Source organism: Streptomyces sp. CB01201 (genome assembly GCF_002803085.1).
In the GTDB taxonomy this organism is placed as follows: Bacteria; Actinomycetota; Actinomycetes; order Streptomycetales; family Streptomycetaceae; genus Streptomyces; species Streptomyces hundungensis.
This window is the reverse complement of sequence record NZ_NNBJ01000011.1, coordinates 54,958-76,132: the sequence shown is the minus strand read 5'-3', so window position 1 is coordinate 76,132 and position 21,175 is coordinate 54,958. Positions and strand designations below refer to the sequence as shown.

The following is a 21,175-nucleotide window of genomic DNA, read 5'->3' as shown; positions in this document are numbered from 1 at the left end:
TGTACCTCGACGGTAACTCCGCATTACCCCCAGGGGGAGCCCCCGGCCGGGCCCCCGTCCGCGAGTAGGCTGCGGCCGGACGGGCCGGAGCGCCGGTCGGCGCCTGACCGGGTGGGTCGGCCGGTGCCCCGACCGGGTGCCCGGCCGGGTGAAGGGGGCAGCGGTGCGGGACAGGGTGTGCACGGCCGACGGCCGGATCCTCACGGTGGAGCTGTTCGGCGACCCGCAGGGCAGCCCGGTGTTCCTGCTGCACGGCACGCCCGGCAGCCGGCTCGGGCCGGCGCCCCGCAGCATGGTGCTCTACCACCGCCGGACACAGGTCATCGCCTACGACCGGCCCGGCTACGGCGGCTCCGACCGGCTCCAGGGGCGCCGGGTCGCGGACGCCGCGCGGGACGTGGCCGCGATAGCCGACCGTTACGGCTTCGAGCGCTTCGCGGTCGTGGGCCGCTCCGGGGGCGCCCCGCACGCCCTCGCCTGCGCCGCTCTGCTGCCGGACCGGGTCACCCGGGCGGCCGCGCTGGTCACGCTCGCCCCGCCGGACGCCGAGGGCCTGGACTGGTTCGACGGCATGGCCGCCTCCAACGTCGCGGCCTACGAGACGGGAACGGCCGACCCGGACGAACTGGCCGCGCGGTTCGTCGTGCGCGCGGCGCACATCCGCGAGAACCCGGTGCGGCTCCTGGACGAGCTGCGCGCCGAACTCACCCACGCCGACCGGATGGTGGTCAAGGACGCCGGGGTGCGCGCGATGCTGCTGCGCAACTACCGCGAGGCGCTGCGGACTTCGGCGTACGGCTGGATCGACGACGCGCTGGCGTTCTGCAACCCGTGGGGCTTCGACCCGTCCTCGATCCGGGGCGAGGTCCTGCTGTGGCACGGCGAGCAGGACGTGTTCTCGCCCGTCGGCCACTACCACTGGCTGGCCGAGCGCATCCCGGGCGTGACGGCCGTCCTGGAGCCGGCCGCCGCGCACTTCGACGCGCTGCACGCGCTGCCCCGGGTGCTGCGCTGGCTCATCGAGGAGTGAGGCCTGCCGGGCGGCCGCCCCCGCACCTCTTCGGCCGCTCCGGCCGCTCCGGCCGCTCAGACCGCGAGCGGCTCCAAGTCCCGGTGGAATCGGCGCAGTTCGCGCACCATACGGACCAGGACGTGGTCCTCGCCGAGCAGCCGGGCCAGTTCGAGCAGCGCCTCCGAGCGGAGCCGCTGGGCCTCCTCCCGGCGTCCGAGGGCATCGAGGGTCAGGGCCAGGTTCGCCGAGCAGGCGAGCCGCTCGGGGTGGTGGCGCCCCAGGGTTTCGGTGAGGCCCGCCACCGCGTCCCGCTCCAGCTCCAGGGCGTTGTGCAGCTCGCCCAGGTCCGCCTTCACCTGGGCGAGGTTGACCGTGGCGAACAGGGTGTGCGGATGCCTGGGGCCCAGGACCTCGCGCATCGTCGCGATCGCGCCCGTCAGGACCGACTCCGCGGCGGCCGTCTCGCCGCAGCCCCACTGGTAGATGCCGAGGTTGCTGAGCGCCGCCAGGGTGTAGGGGTGGCCGGGGCCCGGGTTCTCGCTGTACTGCGCGACCACACCGAGGGCGGTGTCGCGGGCCGCGGTGAACTCGCCCGCCGCGAACAGGTCGGCGGCCAGGTTGAGTTCGCAGGCCAGCGAGTCCGGGTTCACCGAGGTGTACTTGGCCCGGTAGCGGGCGCGGGCGGACTGCGTCAGGCGGCGCGCGTCCTCGTAGCGGCCGGTTCGGCGCAGCGCCACGGACAGGCTCTTGGCGGCGGCGAGGGTGCCGGGGAAGGACGCCCCCAGCCGGTCCTTGGAGAGGGCGTACGTGCGCGAGAGCAGCGCCACCGAGTCCTCGTAGCGGCCGATCTCGCGCAGATCGCGGGCCAGGCACATCGCCGAAGAGAGGGTGTAGGGGTGCTCGGGGCCGAGGACCTCGGTGCGCCGGTCGTAGACGTCCTGGTCGAGTTCGCGGGCCCCGGCGTACCAGCCGACCAGGCGCCGGGTGAGGGCCAGGTTGTTGCCCGCGGCCAGCGTCCTGGGGTGCGACTCGTCGAAGATGGCCCGGAAGCCCTCGTACGCCTCGGTCGCCAGCTCGATCGCCCTGTCGTAGCGGCCGAGCGCGCCGAGGTCCATGGCGAGGGCGCTGGTGGTCATGTAGGTGTGCGGGTGGGTGGCGCCCAGGGTCTCGCGCTGGCGGGCCAGGGTCTCCTCGTCCAGCTCCAGGGCTTCGGCGTAACGCCCCTGTGAGCGGCGGACGTTGGAGATGTGGAAGCGTAGATAGAGGTACTGGATGTCGTCGCTGCCGAGCTGCTCGCGCCACAGCTCGCGCAGTTCTTCGCCGAGGGCCGAGGCGGCGCTGAACTCGCCGCGCTTCCACAGATAGCGCAGCCGGTCGATGAGCAGTCTGCGGGGTTCGGGTTCGCCGCACAGCGGGACCTCGGAGGGGCCGAGGTGCGGCCAGATGCCGGCGAACCGGGGCCAGGTCTCGGGGTTGTCGATCGGCTCGTCGCCGTCGGGCCGGGCGCCGGCCAGGATCCGGTGGACGGTGTGCTGTGCCTCGTGGCGCTCCTGTTCGGTCAGCTGGGAGCGGACCACGGCCTGGACGAGCCGGTGCACCTCGATGGTGCCCTCGACCGGGTCGACCTTGGCGAGCGCGAACCGGCCGATCTCGCGGATGACCCGGCCGAGCACCAGCTTCTCGCGGAGCGAGGGGTCGTACGGGGTGAGCGCCTCGATCATCTCCCGCCCGTAGAGCAGCCCCGCCCAGATGGGCTCGGGCGCGAAGAAGGCGCACAGCTGGAGCAGGCGCACCGCGGCCGGTGAGCGCTGTTCGAGGAGTTCGATGGAGACGTTCCAGGTGGCGCCGACCGGTTCGGGGTAGCCGGCCGGCTGGTTGAGGGAGAGCACACCGGTGCTCTGCCGGGCCAGCTGGTCGAGGTAGTCGGCGACCGGGGTCGCGGTCTCGGCGATCCAGGCGGCCGCCTGTTCCACGGCGAGCGGCAGATCGCCGAGCGCGCCCGCGACCTGGTCGGCCTCGTGGGCGGACAGACCCGGCGCCCGGCGCTGGAGGTGCTCGACGGATTCCTCCCGCCGGAAGACGTCCACGGCCAGCGCGTCGCCGTGCTGCGACCAGGCCTGGTTGCGCGAGGTGACCAGGATGTGGCCGGGTCCGCCGCGCGGCAGGAACCGCTGGAGCTGCTCGGGGTCGTCGGCGTTGTCGAAGACCAGCAGCCAGCGCTCGACGGGCACTCCGCGCCGCAGCATCTCGATGGCCTCGCGGCAGGCCACGCCGATGTCGTCGCCGCCCTGGCCGCCCAGACGGCCGCCGAGTTCGGCGAGGCCGGCCGCCACGTCGCTGGTGCGGGCGCACTGGATCCACCAGACCAGGTCGTAGTCGGCCATGAAGCGGTGTGCGTACTCCAGGGCGATCTGTGTCTTGCCGACGCCGCCGAGTCCGTACAGCGTCTGCGGCTGCGGCAGGACGACCGCGAGTCCGCCGCCGCGCTGGTCGCGCATCCGCTCCAGGACCTGCGAGCGGCCGGTGAAGGCGAGGTTGCGGGGTGGCAGGTTCCAGATCCTCGGCACGGTACCGGGGAACCGCGGCCCCTCGCTCTGCCCGCCGCCCTGGCCCGGCCGGTCCAGGGCGCGCAGCAGGGACTCGGTGGCGTGGGCTTCGTCGAGCCGGAACAGGTCGACCGGGTTGCGGTCGAGATAGGTGCCCGGCAGGCGTACGTCGTCGACCCGCACCGGCAGCATCGTGCGGCGCAGCCCGGTCGGGTCCGCGGCGGCCGCGCGGCGCCACATGTCCGTCGCCCGGGCCGACTTGAGGTAGGCGGCGGAGAGCAGCACCACACTGCGGCTGGTGTCGGCGGCGGGCTCGGGGCGGGCCGGCGCCGGGTCGGAGACATCGCGCGGCAGCACCCGGAACCCGGCCCGGCCGAGGACCGCCTCGATCCAGTCGGCCCACATGCGGTTCTCGGCGGCGTACGAGAGGTGGACGTCGACGGGCAGGGTGGGGCGGCGGCGCGTGAAGGCGTCCTTGATGCGCAGCCGGGCCTCGTCGCCGACGCCCGGCATCGAGGTGACCTCGCCGCCGGTGATCACGGAGGTGAGCCGTTCGAAGGCGGAGAGCAGGGAGTTGGAGAGCCCGGCCTCGTCGCCGAAGGCGGCGAGCGACTCCTCGTAGGCGTAGTAGGGGCGGTACGGGATCTCCACCGAGCCCCAGTACTGGGCGAGCCGGTCGCCGGCCAGTCCGGTGGGGAAGCCGTCGAACTTGAGCCGGGCCAGGGCCCGTCCGGCGTCCGCCTTCTCCTTCTCGCCCTCGTCGATGCGCATGGGCACGGGCAGGACGCGGATGTTGCGGGTGCCGTAGCGCTCGGCTATCTGGCGGGCGACGGAGGCGGCGCCGTCGATGGACTGGTCGCTGAGGGTGAAGCAGTCGACGAGGATGTCGGGCAGGTGGACGGTGCAGATGTCGGCGACATCGCTGAGGCCGGTGCGGCTGTCGATCAGTACGTAGTCGTAGTGCGCCTTCATGTCGGCCTGGAGGGCGTCGAAGAAGAGGCCGCCGCCGAGCCGGTCGTAGAAGTTGTCCCAGTCGAAGGCGGAGACGGTCGCGGAGTAGTCGCGGTTCTGGAGGCCCGCGGAGACGAAGTCGAGGGTGCCGCCGTCGGGGAAGCTCCAGCCCAGGTTCTCCGGTCGCAGGGAGACCGCGTGCGGCTGGAGGCGGGCGTACGCCAGGTGCCAGTCCTGCGCCCGCTCCTCGGGGTCGGTGGCGGCCCAGGCGAAGTCGGTGATCAGATCGATGACGCCGGTGGTCGCGCCCAGCGTCGCCGGGTCGAGGAAGGGGTGGAAGAAGCGGTGCAGGCCGGGCGCCTCCAGGTCCCAGTCCACCGCGAGCACCCGCTTGCCGTTCGCGGCGAGGATCAGGGCGGTGTTGGCGAGGGCCATGGTGCGCCCGGTGCCGCCCTTGTAGGAGTAGAAGGTGACGACACGTCCGTCACGGCTGGCTGTCATCCGTGTCCTCCACATCGGGTGCCCGGTCGAGCGCGCGGTACGGGGCCGGGCCGCGGTGCCCGGGTGCTGGGGCGGTGTCCATCGGGCCGGTCAGACGCGGCCGTCCGCTGGGCGCGCGGTCCCCGGGGGGATGGGCCGGGGCGTGTCTGAGGTACTGCTGGGCCGCCGCCTCGACCACCTGCGGCAGCAGTTCCTCGAACGCGTCGAGGGACTCCACGCCCTGCGCGGCGGTCCGGCAGGCGGCCCTGCCGTGGCGCGTCCGCAACGGCAGGGTGGCCTCCGTGCGGGCGGTGAGTTCACCGGTGGCGGCCCGGCTCTGCGGGTCGGCCCGGTTCCACGGCACGACCACGCCGATCCAGGGCCGGCCGGCCGAGTCGAGGGCGGCGAGGCGGGCGCGCCGGCGCTCGTCGCGCAGCGCCCAGCGGTCGACGAGCAGGATCTCGGGGCGGGCCGCCGCCGGATCGCCGGCGGGGGGCTCGTCGTCGAAGGAGGCCACGGTGGGACGGTAGTTGAGCGAGCCCACGATGTCCTCGGCGATCAGCGCCAACGGCCGCCGGGTGTCCGGGTGGTAGGGGTTCCAGTCGAGCGCGCTCTCGCCGTAGTAGGCGCCGTCGCGCCCCGCGGGCAGCTCGCCGCGGGTGGGCGCGGCGACGGTCACCCGCAGCGGCCGGGGACCGGGGGCGGCGCCGAAGGCGCTGGGCAGGGTGCGGGCGTCCGGCGGGCGGCCGGGGCCGACGCGGGTGGCACGGGCGGCGCCCACGATGTGCCGGGCGAGGTGGTGGACGGCCCGGTGGTACTCCTCGGCGAGCAGCCTGAGCTTGATGAGGCCGTAGAGCCCGTCGGTGGCGTACCGCTCCCCCAGGCGGCGGTGGTCGAAGGCCAACTGCACTGCGGGCCAGGGCAGTTGATGTTCCGGTACGGGCACCCACAGGGCGGGGACGATGGCGTCGGCCGGAAGGCCGGTGGCGGCCCGCTGGTGGATGGCCCGCTGGTGGATGGCCCGCTGCGCGAAGGCGTACCACTGCTTGCCGCACCGCTCGCTCGCGAAGTACCGGGGCGACAGGAGCGGCACGAACACCCGGCAGGAGGCGAGGCCGCGGCCGATCTCCTCGGACCAGTCGGCGCCGGCGCGCGGCCCGGGGTCCATGAAGCCCGGGGGTGTGCCGTCGGGCAGCGCGGTCAGCTCGGCCACGCCCCGGCACAGGTCGTCGAAGAGCCGCCCCACCCACAGGTCGGGGCCGGGGCCGTCCGCGGCGCGGCCGGCCGGGGCGTGGCTGAGGAAGAAGTACGGGCCGTCGCTCACGGGCTCTCACCATCCTTCCCGGTCCTCGCTCAGGGGCGGTGGTGGACCATCCAGGCCACCGCGTGCTCGACGGCCGCGCCGATCGGGAAGAGCCGGGCGGTGCGGCGCCCCAGCGGGCCGTGGCGCAGCCGGGCGGCGGGGAAGTCCTCGCCGATGCGGGCGAAGTCGCTGTCGTCGAGGGCGGCGTCCCGGTACTCGAACCACCGTGCCGCGCCCCCTTCGTCCCTGATCACCGCCCGGTAGTTGCGGGTCGGGGCGGCGGGCACCAGGTATTCGGCGTGGTGGAAGGCGGAGCACACCGCGAAGCCCACGTTGACGAGGAGCACCTGGGCGTCGGCCGCGACGAGCTTGGCCAGTGGGGACTCCGGGCCGAAGTGGCAGTCGAGGGCGTGGCCCTTCATGAGCTCGGCGGCGCGGGCGCCGAGCGCCGCGAAGGAGGTCTGCGGATGGTCGCTGCGGACGGCACCCTCGGTGGTCCTGACCCGTTCGGCGAGGCGTCCGGTGCCCGGGGACGGGGTGTGCTCGGGGTCGAAGGGCGGCATCGCGGCCCGGAACGCCACCGGGTCGGGGGCCTCGCGCAGGAGGGCCAGATGGGCCGGTGAGGTGTCGGAGTTCTCGGGCGTGAACGCGGGGACCACCAGGGTGCCTTCGGGGCCGAGCACCGTACGCAGCGCGTCCAGGAGCACGGCGCTGCGCAGCCCGGTGTCGCGCAGCGAGGCGTGCACGAGGAGGATGCCGGCCTCGCGCACCCCGAGGGCGCGCAGTTGGCCTGCCAGGTCCCCCGCGCTCCGCTCCCCGTGGTCCTCAGCGGTGTTCTCGGGCACGCGATGCCTCTTCCCACTCCTGGCGCAGGGTCTGGACCAGGCGCCTTCCGGTGACGGTGAGTTCGGCCGCCCGCTCCAGCGAGTCGAGCGCCGGACCGAGCCCCGCCAGGGTCCGGGTGTCGCCCGTGTGGGCGGCGACCGCGACCCCTTCGTACGTGTCGGCAAGGAGCCGGGAGACCGGGAGCGGCCCCCGGGGTGACGGATGCTGCCACGCGCCGTCCATGTCGTACAGGTCCGCCACGTCGAGCAGGGCGCGCAGGGTCGCCGCGCGTCCCCCGCGCAGCAGGGCGATGTCGAGCGCCCGGTCCGTGAGGCCGAGGGGCAGACCGAGCGCGCCGAAGCCGTGCCGGCCCACCACGGGATCCGCTCCGCCGGCCAGCGGGGTGACGGTGGTGAGGGGGCCGGGCGGGGCCCAGGGCGGGGCGGCCCCGGCGAGGCGGTCGCGGGCGCGGGCCACCCGGCGCCCCCACTCGCGCGCCTCGCGGGCATCGAGCCGGGGCGCCACGGGGGTGCCGAAGCAGTCGCGGCAGGGGTCGAGGTCGTCGACGATCAGGCCGTCGATCCTGGTCAACGGCCGCCAGTTCGGGGCGGTTTGGTCGGGACGGGGCACGTGGTGCTCGGCGTGGGCGTGCCGTACCGAGAAGCCGTGCCGTGCGACGGCGACCTCGGCGAGACCTCGGGTGCCGGGGTCCCCCAGGCTCAGCTCCCCCAAGGTCGGCAGGTACAGCCGGCCGTCGGACCAGGGGACGGCGAGGCTCAGCGGGACGCCGGCGCGCACGGCCGCGGCGACCGTGTACGCGGCGAGGCGCCGGGCCGCGGTCTCGGCACCGGGGCGCCCCTCGTCCAGCGCCGCCAGGGCGTCGAGCAGCCGGCCGCGGGTGTACGGGGCGGCGAGGACGGCATCGAGCCCCGGGCCGTCGAGCGAGGTGGCGAGTTCCCAGATCCGCGCCCAGTCGGGGCCGCCCCGCCCGTCGAGCACGGAGTGCAGCCGGGCCAGCAGGAGCCGGTTCAACTCCAGTGCCGATGCGGCCAGTTGAGCCGGGTCGAGGAGATCCTCCGGCACCGGCGTGCGGGCCTCGATGCCGTGCACGAGGGCCATCAGGTCGGGGCAGTAGACCGAGGGGTTGTCGAAGCCCCGGTCGGCGCTGTAGCGGTGCGTGTAGTGGCCGCCTCCGCAGGAGCGGACGACCGGGCAGCGGCGGCATTGCGCGCCGACTCCGGCGAGGCCGCGCTGGCGGGCCCGGACGCCGGGGTGGGCGGCGACCGCGTCGAAGTCGTCCCGGAAGACGGAGAACCCGGTGGCGGCGGCGCCCTCGTAGGCCGACTTCAGCGAGTCGACCTGTTCGAGCGAGCCGTCGGTCTCCACGACGACGATGTCGGCCGGGGCAAGCCCCAGGGACTCGGTGAGACTGGGGCCGCCGTGCAGGGTGGAGAGCACCGAGTCGAAGAGCCGCACCGGGACCGTCCGGCCGCCCTCGTCCCAGCGGTCGAAGACCGCGAGCAGCCAGTCCGCGTAGGGCGCCGGCGCACCGCCGGGCCGGTGGGGCGGGGTCTCCCAGGTGGCGTGCGGCAGGAGGTAGTCGATGCGCGGCGGGTCGAGTTCCACCAGGGCGTCGTGTACGGCGACGGGGTCGTTGGCGAGGTCGATGGTGCAGAGCAGGCCGAGGAACAGCGGCCGGTGGCGCGGCTGTTGGAGCAGTTCGACGGCGGCCAGGACCTGCGGGTGGCTGCTGCGGCCGTCGGCGAAGCGGCGGTGGCGGTCGTTGGCGGCTCGGTCGCCGTCGAGGGAGATGCCGACCTTCACGCCGAACTCCGCGAACAGGTCGAGGTAGGCCGGGCCGAGGAGCACCCCGTTGGTGTGGATGCGCAGATCGAGTTCCGCGACGGGGGTGACGGCGGCGGTCAGTTCCTCGCAGACGCGCCGCAGTCGGCCGGGGCCGGCGAGCAAGGGCTCACCACCGTGCAGAATCACCGATACGGAGGGCAGCCGGTGCTTTTCGGCATGCTCGGCCAGTCGTCGGGCGGTGTGCGCAATGACGTGGTCGGAGACCGCCCTGGGCTGTTCGCGCCAGGTCTGGTCTCCGGCTTCGTACACATAACAGTGATCGCAGGCGAGATCGCACCGGCTGTGCACCTTGAGAACGATCTCGCGGAATGGGACCAGGGGTCCTGTCATTGCGCCAGTTTAGCGAGAACGGGAATTGAGGTGTCCGGTCCGGGAGTTCTCGCACTGCCCGCCCGGACGACCTCGTGCGGCCCACCCCGCCACCCGTTCCCCGCCGGGCACGCCCGGCGGGGTGGGCCGTCAACTCGCCCGTCAGAGCGAGGAGTTGAACGAGGCGCCTTCCATGAGCGGGCGGCCCGAGGCGGGGACCACCCTGGCGATCTTCTTCTCGGCAGCCGGGTCCGTACCTTTCGCTGCCAGGTCGGCCAGCGGCACCCGGGTCTTCTTCGCGGTGCTGAATGAGACTGTATTTACGGAGGTTTTCACGTTCGTCCCTGGGGTGAGTGATAACCGCGCGTGGACAGTGGCACCGGCACATGCACCGTTGCAGTACCGGCAGGACGACTTTACTCTCATCCCCATCGGGGGGTGGAGTGCGCAAAGGGGGCGCACAACTGCCTTACCCGGCACAGAATTCAGGTATAACCGCAGACGGGGGTGCATGTGACGGCGATTCCCGGCCCACTGCAGAGCATGGTCTTCCGGAACGCGGATCTGCCGGGCCTCTTCCACCACGCGGACGCGCTGGCGATCGGCCGCCAGCAGTCGGCGGTCAAGCTGACCCGCACCCAGCTCTCGCTCCTGGTCGTCGGGGCGGCCGCGGCGGCACTGCCGCAGGTGCGCGTCGGCTCCGGCCTCCAGCTGCTCAGCGCGGTGAGCGCGCTCGCCTACGCCGGGGTGCTGCTCGCCACGTTCGGGGCGGCCCGGCGCCATGCCGCTTCACACTGGCAACTCAACCGCTCGGCCGCCGAGTTCATCAAGTCGATGTGCTGGCGCTATGCCGTGCACGGCGCCCCCTTCGACCTGAGCGCCCCGGATCCGGACGGCCTCTTCGTCGCGCGGGTCGAGGAGGGCCTGCGCGAGCTGAAGAAGGTCGGCTGGCGCGACCCGCGCGAGGAGGGGGAACTCGCCGACGGGGGGCTCGTCACACCGGGCATGCGGGAGTTACGGGCCAGGGCGTTCAGCGTCCGCAAGGAGACCTACGTACGCGACCGCCTGATCGAGCAGCGCAACTGGTACCGGCGCCGCCAGGAGACCTCGCGGCGGGCCACCCGACTGTGGTCGACGGCGATCACCGTGCTCACCCTCCTCGCGCTCTTCCTCGCCGTCCTGGGGACCTTCTCGGTCGCCCAGCGGGCGGACGTCGCGGGCCTGCTGTCGGCCTCGGCCGCGGCCTGTCTGGCCTGGAGCGAGATCCGCCGCCACCAGCCGCTGATATCGGCGCATTCGCTGGTGGAGCAGGACCTGATGGAGATGCATGTGGCGATGGAGAACACGGTGACCGAGCGGCAGTGGCCGCAGGCCGTGTACGAGACCGAGCGCATCGTCTCGCCTCAGCACACCGACTGGCTGGCCCGGCTGCGGAGTTGACGGGGCGGCCTACGACCGCCGGACGCCGTCCCGCCAGATGACGGTGACGGGGCGGCCGAGGCCGCGGGCGTACTGCACGATGTCCCCGGTGCCGCCGAGGCCCCGGGCCGGCAGGCCGTCCCAGACGGCGACGAGCCGGTCGCAGTTGTCCGCGATGTAGGCGCCGGCCGCGTAGTACGCCTCGTCCGTGGAGTGCGGGTAGCCGAGGTCGACCTCCTGGCTCGCGCGGCGCTTCAGGCCCCGGTAGCGGGCCAGTTCGGCGGCGTCGGCGAAGCCCGTCTCGTAGTCGCCGCTGGGGATGACGACGGTGAGGGCGGCGCCGCACTCCAGGGCGATGGCCGCGAAGAGCTGGTCGGCGCCGGTGGCCAGGCTGGAGAGGGCTTCGAGGGAGCCGTCGTGGCCGCACAACAGCGCCCGCAGGCGGTCGCGGATCTCCTCGAAGGCTTCGGGCGGGATGTCCCGGTGACCGGTCACTCCGATGCGCTTCAATGCGTCTCACCCCGTGTGTCCGGCGCGGGTCATCAGTGGACCCGTATTCCGTCCTGCCCTTGCACATCCTCCCAAAACCACGCATCACGTTCAGCCGGAAGCCCCCGCCCGGTTGTTTCCGGGCGGGGGCTCGGGGCCGCGGGCGGCCACAGAGGACTGATGTGTCGTCAGAACAGGGTCACGCCATAGGCGTTCATCGCCTCGACGACGGGCTGGAAGAACGTCGTGCCGCCGGAGGTGCAGTTCCCGCTGCCGCCCGAGGTGAGGCCGAGGGCGGTGGAACCGGCGTACAGCGGACCGCCGGAGTCGCCGGGTTCGGCGCACACGGTGGTCTTGATGAGGCCGGACACGATGTCGCCGTTGCCGTAGTTGACCGTCTGGTTGAGCGCGGTGACCTTGCCGCTGTGGACGCCGGTGGTCGAGCCGCGCCGGGTGACCGTCTGGCCGACCGTGGGGTTGGCCGCGCTGGTGATCTGCTGGCTGCCCACCGCGCTCGGGTGCGCGAGCGAGGTGTTGGTGTACTGCACGAGACCGTAGTCGTTGCCCGGGAAACTGGTGCCGACGGTGGGGCCGATGCTCGTCGAGTGCGAGGAGTTGGTGTAGTAGTTCGGCTTGCCCTCGGTGCAGTGACCGGCCGTCAGGAAGTAGTACGTGGAGCCCTTCTTGACGTTGAAGCCGAGGGAGCAGCGCCAGCTGGTGGTGTAGATGGCGTCGCCGCCGGAGAGCAGCTTGGTGAACTTGCCGGGGGTGCGCTCGATGCGTATCGCGTCCGCGTTGACGCCGGCCTCGTGCCGGATCTTCGCCAGGTCGGCGGCCGTCACGGTCGAGTCGGCGGTGACGACGACCCTGCCGGTCGCGCTGTCCACGCTCCAGGCGGTTCCGGCCACGTCCGCGCCGCGTACGGCGTCGCTCGCGGCGGTCAGCGCGGCGGCGCCGAAGGTCTGGGCGGGGGCGGCGCTGGCGTGCGGAACGGCGACGGCCGCGGCGGCGAGCAGACCGGCGGCGACCGCCGCCAGCCTGGTGCGTCTCGCGAGACCGGAGGGTGCGGTGGGGGCGGTGCGGACTGTGGGGGTGGTGCGCTTGATCCTCACTTCTTTTCCTCCCGAGGGGAATCGAGGGGCCCATGGGTGGGGGGACCCCGTGAGGCGCAGCCGAGGAGCACGGCCGCACGACGGGTCGTGCGGCCGTGCTCCTGACAAGCGCTGCGGAGGAGTATTCGGGGGCCCGGCCGGGGCGCGCAAGGGGGCCTTTTGGCCGGACGCCCGCGAGGGAGCGCGCGCCGGGGTCAGTTGGTGCGGATGGTGCGCTCCCCCGCCGGGATGTCGATGGGGAGGGTGTTGCCCGGGGGCGGGAAGGGGCAGATGAAGTGGTCCGCGAAGGCGCAGGGCGGCAGTTGGGCGCGGTTGAAGTCGACGGTCACCGAGTGGTCGGCTGCGGGCGCCTCGGGCCGCAGGAAGCGGAACCGGAAGGTGGACTTCCCGCTGGTGCCGTCGGCGAACACGGCCCACAGCGAACCGTCGGCCTCCACCGCGACCTGGAGGGTGTGCTCCTGGCCGCCGAGCGTGAACGCGATCTCCCCCGCGAGGTCGAGACCGCGCTCGACCCCGTCCGCGTTGGGTACCCTCACCTGCCGGCGTTCGTACGGGCGGAAGGTGCCGGGCAGGCGGAACCGCTCCTCGTACGCGGCCGCCTCGATGCCCGCGAAGGCCCGGCGGGCCGGGGACTCGGGGTCCCACACCCGGACCGCCCACAGGCCCTCGCGGCGCAGCACCACGAGCCGGCGGCCCCGCTGGGAGAGCCGGGAGCCGTCCACCGGACCGGAGTCGGCGCCGAGCCGGACTTCGCCCGCCAACGGGCTTCCGTCAAGGCTCAGTCGGTGTCCGGCGGTGGCGGTCACGACCACCTCGTCACCGTCCTCGCGCCACTGCCCGAACTCCTCGGGCACCCCGTCCGCGAGCCAGTGGGTGGCGGTCAGGGCGAGCGGGCCGTACGGCGCGGAGACCGTCGCGACGCGGTGTTCGTGCCACTGCTTCCAGTCGAGCTCGTGGTCGGACTCCGGGCCGTTGTGTGCTTGCGTGCTCATGCGATCAACCTTTCCATACCGGCTGACGCAGCCCGAGGTGCGAGCGCAGCGTCGTTCCGGTGTATTCCGTGCGGTACACGCCGCGTTCCTGGAGCAGCGGCACCACCTGGTCGACGAAGTCGTCCAGGCCGCCGGGGGTGAGGTGGGGGACGAGGACGAAGCCGTCGGCGGCATCGCTCTGCACGAACGTGTCGAGCTCGGCGGCGACGGCGTCCGGGGTGCCGACGAAGGACTGCCGGCCGGTGCTCTCGATCACCGTCTGCCGGATGGAGAGCCCCTTGGCCTCGGACAGGGCACGCCACCTGGCCGCGATCTCCCGGGCGTTGGCGATGTCGACCCGGCCCTGGACGAGCGCCGACTCCGGGTCGGGGTCGATGTCGGGCAGCGGCCCGTCGGGGTCGTAGGCGGACAGATCGCGGCCCCAGACCTGTTCGAGGGCGACGATCGCGTTCTGCGGGGAGACCTGCCGCTGGCGGATCCCGGCCGCCTTCTCCTGCGCCTCGGCCGCCGTGTCCCCGAGGACGACGGTGACGCCGGGCATGATCTTGAGGTCGTCGGGCTCCCGGCCGTGGCGGGCCAGGCGGCCCTTGACGTCGGCGTAGAAGGCGCGCCCTGCCTCCAGGGTGCCGTGCCGGGTGAAGACGACGTCGGCGGCCGAGGCCGCGAACTCGCGGCCCTCGCCGGAGTCCCCGGCCTGGATGACGACCGGGTGCCCCTGCGGGGAGCGCGGCACCCCGAACCTGCCCTCGACGGAGAAGTGCCGCCCGTGGTGGACGACGGGCTTCGGCGTCTCGCCCTCCGGCCAGGAGTCCCACAACTCCCGTGTCGTGGACAGGAATTCGGCGGCTCGGGTGTATCTCTGCGCGCGGTCGAGGTAGCCGCCGCGGCGGAAGTTCTCGCCGGTGAAGGCGTCGGGCGAGGTGACCACGTTCCAGGCGGCCCGGCCGCCGCTGAGGTGGTCGAGCGAGGCGAAGCGGCGGGCGATCTCGTACGGCTCGTTGAAGGTCGCGTTCACCGTGGCGGCGAGCCCCAGCCAGTCGGTGACGGCGGACAGGGCGTTGAGCAGGGTGAGCGACTCGGGGCGGCCGACGACGTCCAGATCGTGGACGCGGCCCTTGTGCTCGCGCAGCCTGAGGCCCTCGGCCAGGAAGAAGAAGTCGAACTTTCCGCGTTCTGCGGTGCGCGCGAGGTGCTCGAAGGAGGAGAAGTCGATCTGTGAGCGCGAGCGCGGATCGGCCCAGACGGTGGTGTTGTTGACGCCGGGGAAGTGGGCGGCGAGGTGGATCTGCTTCTTGCCGCCGCTCCTGTTCTCGCCGCCGCTCCTGCCCGTGCTCGCGTCGCTGCCCGCGCTCAGGTGCTTACCCGTGGCCATGGCGGACTCCCCCGGCGGTGGCGTACTGGTTGACGGGCCGGGCCAGGCCCAGGTGTTCGCGCAGGGTGGCGCCCGGATAGAAGCGCCGCAGCAGACAGCGGTGCTGGAGCACGGGGACGGTGGCCTTCACGATGAGCGCGAGGTCGCGTTCGGGGTCGGCCAGGCGCAGATGGAAGCCGTCGACGGCCCGTTCGTCGTGCCAGGCGCCGATGAGCCCGGCCAGTTCCACGGCGTCCGCGGTGGTCTCCAGGGCCACCGGGATCGAGCCGAGCACCCGCAGCCGCTCGGGGTCCCGGCCGTGCGCGCGGGCCCGGTCGAGCAGTTCCTCGCGGGCGGTGCGCGCGGCGAACGGGTCCTGGGTGCGGAGCAGGGCGACGTCGGCGTGCCGTACGGCGGCGGCCCTCGGGTCGGCGGCGGTCGCGTCGATGACGGTGACGGGGTGGCCCTGGGGCGGCCGGGGCACGATGGCGGGGCCGCGCACCGAGAAGGCGCGGCCCGCGAAGTCGACGTGGTGCAGCTTGTCCCGGTCGACGAACCGCCCGGTGGCTTCGTCGCGTATCTCGGCGTCGTCCTCCCAGGAGTCCCACAACTTGGCCGCCACATCGGCGACTTCACGTGCCTCGTGCCACACCTCGCTGCTGCGGGCGGCGGGCCGGCGGCCGAAGAGGCGGGCCTCGGTCTCGGTGGTGGACACCTCGGGGCTCCAGCCGGCCCGGCCCCGGCTGACCCAGTCCAGGGTGGCGACGGCGGAGGACACGTGGAACGGCTCGGTGTGGGTGGTGTTCACGACCGGTACGAGCCCGATGCGCTGGGTGGCGGGGGCGAGCCGGGCCAGTACGGAGAGCGCGTCGAGACCGGGCCGGGTGAAGGAGTCCCCGAGCGTGACGAAGTCGAGCGTGCCCTGTTCGGCGAGCCGCGCGAGGGCGGTGAAGTGCCCGGCCTCGTAGTGCCCGCCCCCGTCGAGGGAGGCGGCCAGATGCACGGGGCTGCGGACGGGGGGTGCGGGCATGAGGGACCTTTCGTGGGGGCTGCGGGTGGCGCCGCCGCACCCGGCGGCGGCGCCCCGGATCAGGACGTGGGCTTGGGCAGGCCGGGCGGGTTGATCTCCGAGTGCGCGACCGCCTCGCCGGAGAGCCCCCAGCGCGCCAGCACCTTCGCGTAGGAGCCGTCCTGGATCACGTGGTCGAGGGCCGCGGCGTACGCCTCGACCAGGCCGCTGCCCTTCTTCGTCGTCGCGGCGATCTCCCCCTGGAGCCCGGCACCGCCCCCGGAGTACGTCCCGGCGATCTCGGTCTGTCCCGCCGACGCCGCGTGGTAGGCGGCCGACGGGTTGGGCCCGAGGTAGGCGTCGATGCGCCCTGACTGGAGGGCCAGGTAGTAGTCCGTGGCCGTCTGGTAGTACTTCACGTTCACCGGCTTGCGTCCGGCCCTGACGTCCTGAGCGCTCCAGTCGAGGAGGATCTTCTCCTGGTTGGTGCCCGAGGACACCGCGATCGTCTTCCCCGCCACGTCCTGCGGCCCGTTGACCTTCCAGCCGGCGCCCTTCTTCGTCTCGAAGGCGAGCTGATCCTTGCGGTAGGTGGCGAAGTCGTACTTCTCCTTGCGCTCCTCGGTCACGGTGACGTTGGAGAACACCGCGTCGAACTTGCCGCTGTCCAGGCCGACGAAGAGGTTCTCCCAGGACACCGGCTGGAACTTCGCCTGCACGCCGAGGGTGTCCGCGACCAGGGTGGCGATGTCGAGTTCGACGCCGATGGGCGTCTTGTCGTCGGTGGCGTAGAAGCTGAGCGGCGGCACCGAGCCGGTCGCCACGCCCACGGTGAGGGTGCCCCGGCCGCGCACGGCCGCCGGGAGCTTGGCGGCGATCGCGTCGACCTTCTGCTCCCTGATCCGCTGCTGGTCCGGGCCCAGGTTGATGCCCGTGCCCTTGGCGCCCTTGGGGGCGACCGTGTCGGCGGTGGCGGCGTCCCCGCTGCCGCAGCCGGCGAGGAGGCCGGCGGCGGCGATCGTGGCGACGAGGGCGGCGAGGGTGCGGCGCGTGGACACGTACGTTCTCCTGAGGAAGGGGGACATCACAGCACCTTGGAAAGGAAGGCGCGGGTGCGCTCGTGGCGCGGGGCGTCGAGGACCTCGGCGGGCGGGCCCTGCTCGACGATCGCCCCTTCGTCCATGAAGACGACGGTGTCGGCGACCTCGCGGGCGAAGCCGATCTCGTGGGTGACGACGATCATCGTGGTGCCGGAGGCGGCCAAGTCCTTGATGACGTCGAGGACTTCGCCCACCAGCTCGGGGTCGAGCGCGGAGGTCGGCTCGTCGAAGAGCAGCAGCTTGGGTTCGAGGGCGAGCGCGCGGGCGATGGCGACGCGCTGCTGCTGACCGCCGGAGAGCTGCTTGGGGTAGGCGTCCGCCTTGTCGGACAGGCCCACCCGGGCCAGCAGCTTCTCGGCTGCGGCCACCGCGGCCTTGCGCGGCCGCTTGAGGGCGGCCACCGGCGCCTCGACGACGTTGTCCAGGACGGTGAGGTGCGGGAAGAGGTTGAAGTTCTGGAAGACGAAGCCGATCTGGGTGCGCTGCTTCAGGACCTCGCGCTCGCGCAGCTCGTACAGCTTGTCGCCGGAGCGGCGGTAGCCGACGAGCGTGCCGTCGACGGTGATCCAGCCGCTGTCCACCTTCTCCAGGTGGTTGATGGTGCGCAGCAGCGTCGACTTGCCGGAGCCGGAGGGCCCGAGGACGACGGTGACCTCACCGGCCCGGACGTCGAGATCGACGCCTCGCAGGACTTCGAGGGAGCCGAAGCTCTTGTGCACGGACCGGACTTCGACCATGGCGGTGCTCATCGGGTGGCCCCCTTCGCGTAGTGGCGTTCGACGTAGTGCTGGAGGACGGAGAGCACGGTGGTGAGCAGCACGTACCAGACGGTGGCCACCATCAGCAGCGGTACGACCCTGCCGTTGCGGCCGTATATGACCTGGACCTGGTAGAAGAGTTCGCCGATCGCCATGACGGAGACGATCGAGGTGCCCTTGAAGAGCGAGATGATCTCGTTGGCGGCGTTCGGCAGGATGGAGCGCATCGCCTGTGGCAGCACGATCCGGCGGATCTGGCGCAGGCGCGGGATGCCGAGGGCGGCCGCCGCCTCCAACTGTCCGCCGTCTACGGCGAGTACACCGCCTCGTACGATCTCGGCCGCGTACGCCGCCTGGTGCAGGGCGAGCCCGAGCACGGCCGCGCTCATCGCGCCGACGAGCCCCACCGTGTCGAAGGTGAAGAAGCCCGGCCCGAAGGGCACGCCGAACGTCAACTCCTTGTACAGATAGGCCAGGTTGAACCAGAACAGGAGCTGCACGATCAGCGGGATCGAGCGGAACACCCAGATGTAGCCGAAGGCGACCGCGCGCAGGAACGGGCTGCCCGACAGGCGCATGAAGGCGAGGACGACACCGAGGGCGAAGCCCAGTGCCGTTCCGTAGAACGTCAGTTGAAGGGTGATCCAGACGGCCTTGAGGATGGTCTCGGTGGTGAAGAAGCGGGCGAAGACGTCCCACTCCCAGGCCGGGTTGGTGAGCAGTCCGTGCCCGAACTGGGCGACGAGCACCGCGGTGACGGCGACGGCGACCCAGCGCCAGGGCCGGCGCACGGGCACCACGGTGAGCGAGGCGTAGTCGGGCCGCACGGCCGGTGCGGCCGGGGCGAGGGGTGGATCGCTGGTGAGAGACATACGGGTCCTTCGGAACGCGGGGCGGCGGGCGGACGGCGGTCAGGCGCTGACGGGGCGACACGCGAGATCGCGCAGGAAGCTCAGCGCGGCGCGGGCCGTGGCGTCGTTCTGCCGGAACGCGGCGCCTCCGGTACGGGGCCGGGTGAAGGCCCCTGAGGCCCGGGCGACGGTGAAGGGGCCGAGGGCGAAGCGGCGGGGGTGGACCTGTCCGTCGCGGCCGACGACCCGGCCGTCGGCGGGGTCCACCTGAAGCAGGCCGGTGTCGGCGGCCGCCGCCCCCTCTTCGTACAGGGCCCGCAGCAGGGGGCTGCCGGGGCGCTCCGCCGAGGGCTCGGGAAGGCGGGCCTCGATCAGGGTCGCCGCCTCGATCCACTTGCCGGGCACGCTGGCGCTGCCCGCCCGGAAGACGCCGGCCGCCTCGTCGGCCTCGACGGTGACGCCCGCGCCGAGGAACCGCACCACGCCCGCCTCGGACAGGGCGAGCAGTTGCCGCAGCCGGGGTCCGGGCGGCCCGGAGGCGAGGAAGCTGAAGAAGCCGTGCCACCAGCCTCCGACGTCGCCGATCCGCTGGAGCTGCCCGTAGACCGAGAGCAGCCCGAGGAATACGGCCAAGTCGACGCTGTGGGCGTTGTCATGACGTCGCGTCAGGTCGTCCTGGACGTATGCCCGCAGGCCGTCCTGGAGGCTCGCGTACGACTCGAAGCGCAGCCCGTCGAGAGGGTGGTCGAGGGCTTCCAGGTCGAGCCGGTCGGCGGGGTCGGGGACGGAGGCGGCGACCAGGGTGGGGAGCTCGGGGCTGCCGGGGCCGGCCGCGGCGTACTTCTCCTCGAAGTCGGCCCAGCGCCCGGCGGTGCGCTCGGGGTGGGCGTGGAAGAGGCGGTGGTAGTGGGCGAAGCCCAGCTCCTTGTCGATCAGAGGCCAGATGTCACGCCGGAAGTCGGGCCGGTGCGGACGGCTCAGCAGGGCGTCGACCTCGGCGGGGCCGAAGAAGCGCGGCAGCGGCGGCCGTTCGCCGGTCCAGGTGTAGCCGATCTTGGAGTGGTAGGGCACGCCGCGCCGGGACCCGACGTAGAGGACGGGCTCGCGGCCCGAGGGGCGGTAGCTGCCGTCCGCGTCGTAGCGCCCGCCGCGCCCTTCGGTGAGCAGCGCCATGAGGTCGACGAAGGCGAGCCCGAAGCCCCGCACGATGACCGTCTCGCCGGGGCGCACGGCCGACAGGTCGCTGTCGGCGGTGAAGGCCGGCGGCAGGTGCAGCAGACCGTGCCGCTCGGCGAAGTCCGCCAACTGGAGCTGTTCGGCGTCGAGTTCGGCGTCCAGGTGCCCGAGGGCGAGGACGACCAGGTCGGCGACGAGCGGCTCGGGGCGGCCTTCGAGCCACACCCGCTGGCGGCCCGCGCGCGGACCGCCGACCCGGGTGGCGCGGGTGCGGTGCTCGTGCACGGTGACGTTCGGCGGCAGTGCGGCCACGGCGCCCTCGTACACCCAGCGCAGATACTCGCCCTGGGCCCGCCGGCTGGGGAAGCTGCGGGCGTCCAGGCCGGACCATTCGGCGAGGGTGGGGCCGGGCCGGACCGGGCCCTCCTGCTGGACGGTGTCGTCGGTGAACATGGTGACGTCCTCGGCCATGGAGTTCATCCACAGCAGCGGCGACTGGTCGGCCCGCCAGATCCGCCCGGCGCCCGCGGGATGCGGGTCCACCAGATGGACGTCCAGGGGCTCGTCCCCGTACAGCAGGGGCAGGTTGGCGGCGAGGCGCTCCAGGAATCCGGTGCCGCGGGGCCCCGCTCCGACCACGACGAGGGAGGCGTTCACCGGGCGTCCGCCGAACCGCGTGCGTAGTGGCGCTCGACGTAGTACTGGACCACCGAGAGGAGCGAGGTCACCACGACGTACCAGAGCGTGGCGACGAGCAGCAGCGGGACCACCTGATAGGTGCGGTGGTAGATCAACTGGGTCGAGTACAGCAGGTCGTTGACGGCGATGATGGAGACGATCGAGGTGCCCTTGAGGGTGCCGATCAGCATGTTCCCGGCGGGCGGCACGATGGAGCGCATGGCCTGCGGCAGCACGATCCGGCGCAGTCTGCGCAGCCGGCTCAGGCCGAGCGACTGGGCGGCCTCCAGCTGGCCGCGCGGCACCGAGAGGATGCCGCCGCGCACGACTTCGGCGGCGTAGGCGGCCTCGTGCAGGGTGAGCCCGACGACGGCGACGGTGACCGGGCCCATCAGATCGACGGTCCGCACGCCGAGGATGTGCGGATACAGCGCCCCGATGTTGAACCAGAAGAGCAGCTGCACCAGGATCGGCGTCGACCGGAACAGCCAGACGTATCCCCAACTCACCGCTCGCAGAACGGGGTTGGTGGACAGCCGCAGGACCGCGAGGAGCGTGCCGAGCGCGAAGCCGAGGGCCATGACGACGGCGGTGAGCCACACGGTCAGCCAGAGCCCGCGCAGGACGGCGGTGGTGGCGAAGTAGTCGGCGACCACGCCCCACTGGAAGGCGTCGTTGCGCACGACGGAGTTGATCGCCAGGCCGAGCAGCACCAGGACGACAACTGCCGTGATCCGCTGGCCGGTTCGGCGTGCGGGGACGATGCGCGGGGCTTCGGGGACGTCGCCGGCCGGCGCCGTGGGCGGGCGTTCGGGGAGGGTGAGGGACATGCGAAGGCTCCGTGGATACGGGGATCGAACACGGGAAGTGCCTTCACGGACACATGGCGCGGGTGGTGCGGAACCGAGCCCCTCAGCACGGTTTCCGGCCCCGAGGCTATGCGGTGCA

17 protein-coding genes are annotated in these 21,175 nt (G+C 72.9%); 2 read left to right on the top strand and 15 right to left on the bottom strand.

All coding sequences use genetic code 11. The features are described from left to right. Positions 1-163 precede the first annotated feature (163 nt). Entirely contained in the window at positions 164-1,030 is an 867-nt protein-coding gene (locus tag CG740_RS22200) for an alpha/beta fold hydrolase (protein WP_100576983.1), read from the top strand. A 56-nt stretch (positions 1,031-1,086) separates the two neighbouring features. Here the strand turns inward: CG740_RS22200 and fxsT are convergent, their stop codons facing one another. The 5 genes from fxsT to CG740_RS41570 form a co-directional block, all read right to left on the bottom strand. Beyond that, entirely contained in the window at positions 1,087-5,010 is a 3,924-nt protein-coding gene (gene fxsT / locus CG740_RS22195; RefSeq protein ID WP_100576982.1) for an FxSxx-COOH system tetratricopeptide repeat protein, read from the bottom strand. Further along, positions 4,994-6,313, bottom strand: a complete 1,320-nt coding sequence (gene fsxC, locus CG740_RS22190) for an FxsC protein (RefSeq protein WP_234376427.1) — start codon at positions 6,311-6,313, stop codon at positions 4,994-4,996. The genes fxsT and fsxC overlap by 17 nt, the downstream gene beginning before the upstream one ends. A gap of 29 nt (positions 6,314-6,342) precedes the next feature. Then, positions 6,343-7,137, bottom strand: a complete 795-nt coding sequence (locus CG740_RS22185) for an aminoglycoside N(3)-acetyltransferase (RefSeq protein ID WP_100576981.1) — start codon at positions 7,135-7,137, stop codon at positions 6,343-6,345. After that, entirely contained in the window at positions 7,118-9,313 is a 2,196-nt protein-coding gene (gene fxsBH, locus CG740_RS22180; protein WP_199846540.1) for a radical SAM/SPASM protein FxsBH, inactivated beta-hydroxylase extension form, read from the bottom strand. The genes CG740_RS22185 and fxsBH overlap by 20 nt, the downstream gene beginning before the upstream one ends. 141 nt (positions 9,314-9,454) lie before the next feature. Beyond that, positions 9,455-9,577, bottom strand: coding sequence for a hypothetical protein (locus CG740_RS41570; protein WP_267895418.1), 123 nt, complete (start codon positions 9,575-9,577; stop codon positions 9,455-9,457). A 258-nt stretch (positions 9,578-9,835) separates the two neighbouring features. On the opposite strand from CG740_RS41570, the gene CG740_RS22175 reads away from it, so the two are divergent. Continuing rightward, entirely contained in the window at positions 9,836-10,732 is an 897-nt protein-coding gene (locus CG740_RS22175; RefSeq protein ID WP_100576980.1) for a DUF4231 domain-containing protein, read from the top strand. 9 nt (positions 10,733-10,741) lie between these two features. Here the strand turns inward: CG740_RS22175 and CG740_RS22170 are convergent, their stop codons facing one another. From CG740_RS22170 to CG740_RS22125, 10 genes are all read right to left on the bottom strand, one after another. Next, complete coding sequence (locus CG740_RS22170; RefSeq protein WP_100576979.1) at positions 10,742-11,221, bottom strand: hypothetical protein; 480 nt, start codon at positions 11,219-11,221, stop codon at positions 10,742-10,744. 167 nt (positions 11,222-11,388) lie between these two features. Further along, a complete protein-coding gene (locus tag CG740_RS22165) occupies positions 11,389-12,312 on the bottom strand; it encodes a S1 family peptidase (RefSeq protein WP_100576978.1) in 924 nt (307 codons plus the stop codon). Positions 12,313-12,506: 194 nt separating this feature from the next. Beyond that, positions 12,507-13,304, bottom strand: coding sequence for a DUF1684 domain-containing protein (locus CG740_RS22160; protein ID WP_100576977.1), 798 nt, complete (start codon positions 13,302-13,304; stop codon positions 12,507-12,509). 4 nt (positions 13,305-13,308) lie between these two features. Then, positions 13,309-14,676: an NtaA/DmoA family FMN-dependent monooxygenase gene (locus CG740_RS22155; RefSeq protein WP_100576976.1), complete on the bottom strand. Its 1,368-nt coding sequence runs from the start codon at positions 14,674-14,676 to the stop codon at positions 13,309-13,311. Beyond that, positions 14,663-15,685, bottom strand: coding sequence for an LLM class flavin-dependent oxidoreductase (locus tag CG740_RS22150; RefSeq protein ID WP_100576975.1), 1,023 nt, complete (start codon positions 15,683-15,685; stop codon positions 14,663-14,665). Before CG740_RS22150 ends, CG740_RS22155 begins: the two co-directional genes overlap by 14 nt. A 59-nt stretch (positions 15,686-15,744) precedes the next feature. Then, complete coding sequence (locus CG740_RS22145) at positions 15,745-16,722, bottom strand: ABC transporter substrate-binding protein (protein ID WP_100576974.1); 978 nt, start codon at positions 16,720-16,722, stop codon at positions 15,745-15,747. A 26-nt stretch (positions 16,723-16,748) separates the two neighbouring features. Continuing rightward, positions 16,749-17,501, bottom strand: a complete 753-nt coding sequence (locus tag CG740_RS22140; protein ID WP_100576973.1) for an amino acid ABC transporter ATP-binding protein — start codon at positions 17,499-17,501, stop codon at positions 16,749-16,751. 8 nt (positions 17,502-17,509) lie between these two features. Beyond that, positions 17,510-18,394, bottom strand: coding sequence for an amino acid ABC transporter permease (locus tag CG740_RS22135; protein WP_100576972.1), 885 nt, complete (start codon positions 18,392-18,394; stop codon positions 17,510-17,512). Between the two features lie 39 nt (positions 18,395-18,433). Continuing rightward, entirely contained in the window at positions 18,434-20,206 is a 1,773-nt protein-coding gene (locus tag CG740_RS22130; protein WP_100576971.1) for an FAD/NAD(P)-binding protein, read from the bottom strand. Continuing rightward, the gene (locus tag CG740_RS22125; protein ID WP_100576970.1) at positions 20,203-21,057 is read right to left on the bottom strand and encodes an amino acid ABC transporter permease; all 855 of its coding nucleotides are present in this window, start codon (positions 21,055-21,057) and stop codon (positions 20,203-20,205) included. Before CG740_RS22125 ends, CG740_RS22130 begins: the two co-directional genes overlap by 4 nt. Positions 21,058-21,175 lie beyond the last annotated feature (118 nt).

Excerpts from the sequence above, each read along its gene's own strand:
- fxsT (WP_100576982.1), bottom strand. The coding sequence starts at position 5,010 with ATGACAGCCAGCCGTGACGGACGTGTCGTCACCTTCTACTCCTACAAG.
- fxsBH (WP_199846540.1), bottom strand. The coding sequence starts at position 9,313 with ATGACAGGACCCCTGGTCCCATTCCGCGAGATCGTTCTCAAGGTGCAC.
- CG740_RS22175 (WP_100576980.1), top strand. The coding sequence starts at position 9,836 with ATGGTCTTCCGGAACGCGGATCTGCCGGGCCTCTTCCACCACGCGGAC.
- CG740_RS22160 (WP_100576977.1), bottom strand. The coding sequence starts at position 13,304 with ATGAGCACGCAAGCACACAACGGCCCGGAGTCCGACCACGAGCTCGAC.
- CG740_RS22155 (WP_100576976.1), bottom strand. The coding sequence starts at position 14,676 with ATGGCCACGGGTAAGCACCTGAGCGCGGGCAGCGACGCGAGCACGGGC.
- CG740_RS22150 (WP_100576975.1), bottom strand. The coding sequence starts at position 15,685 with ATGCCCGCACCCCCCGTCCGCAGCCCCGTGCATCTGGCCGCCTCCCTC.
- CG740_RS22140 (WP_100576973.1), bottom strand. The coding sequence starts at position 17,501 with ATGGTCGAAGTCCGGTCCGTGCACAAGAGCTTCGGCTCCCTCGAAGTC.
- CG740_RS22135 (WP_100576972.1), bottom strand. The coding sequence starts at position 18,394 with ATGTCTCTCACCAGCGATCCACCCCTCGCCCCGGCCGCACCGGCCGTG.
- CG740_RS22125 (WP_100576970.1), bottom strand. The coding sequence starts at position 21,057 with ATGTCCCTCACCCTCCCCGAACGCCCGCCCACGGCGCCGGCCGGCGAC.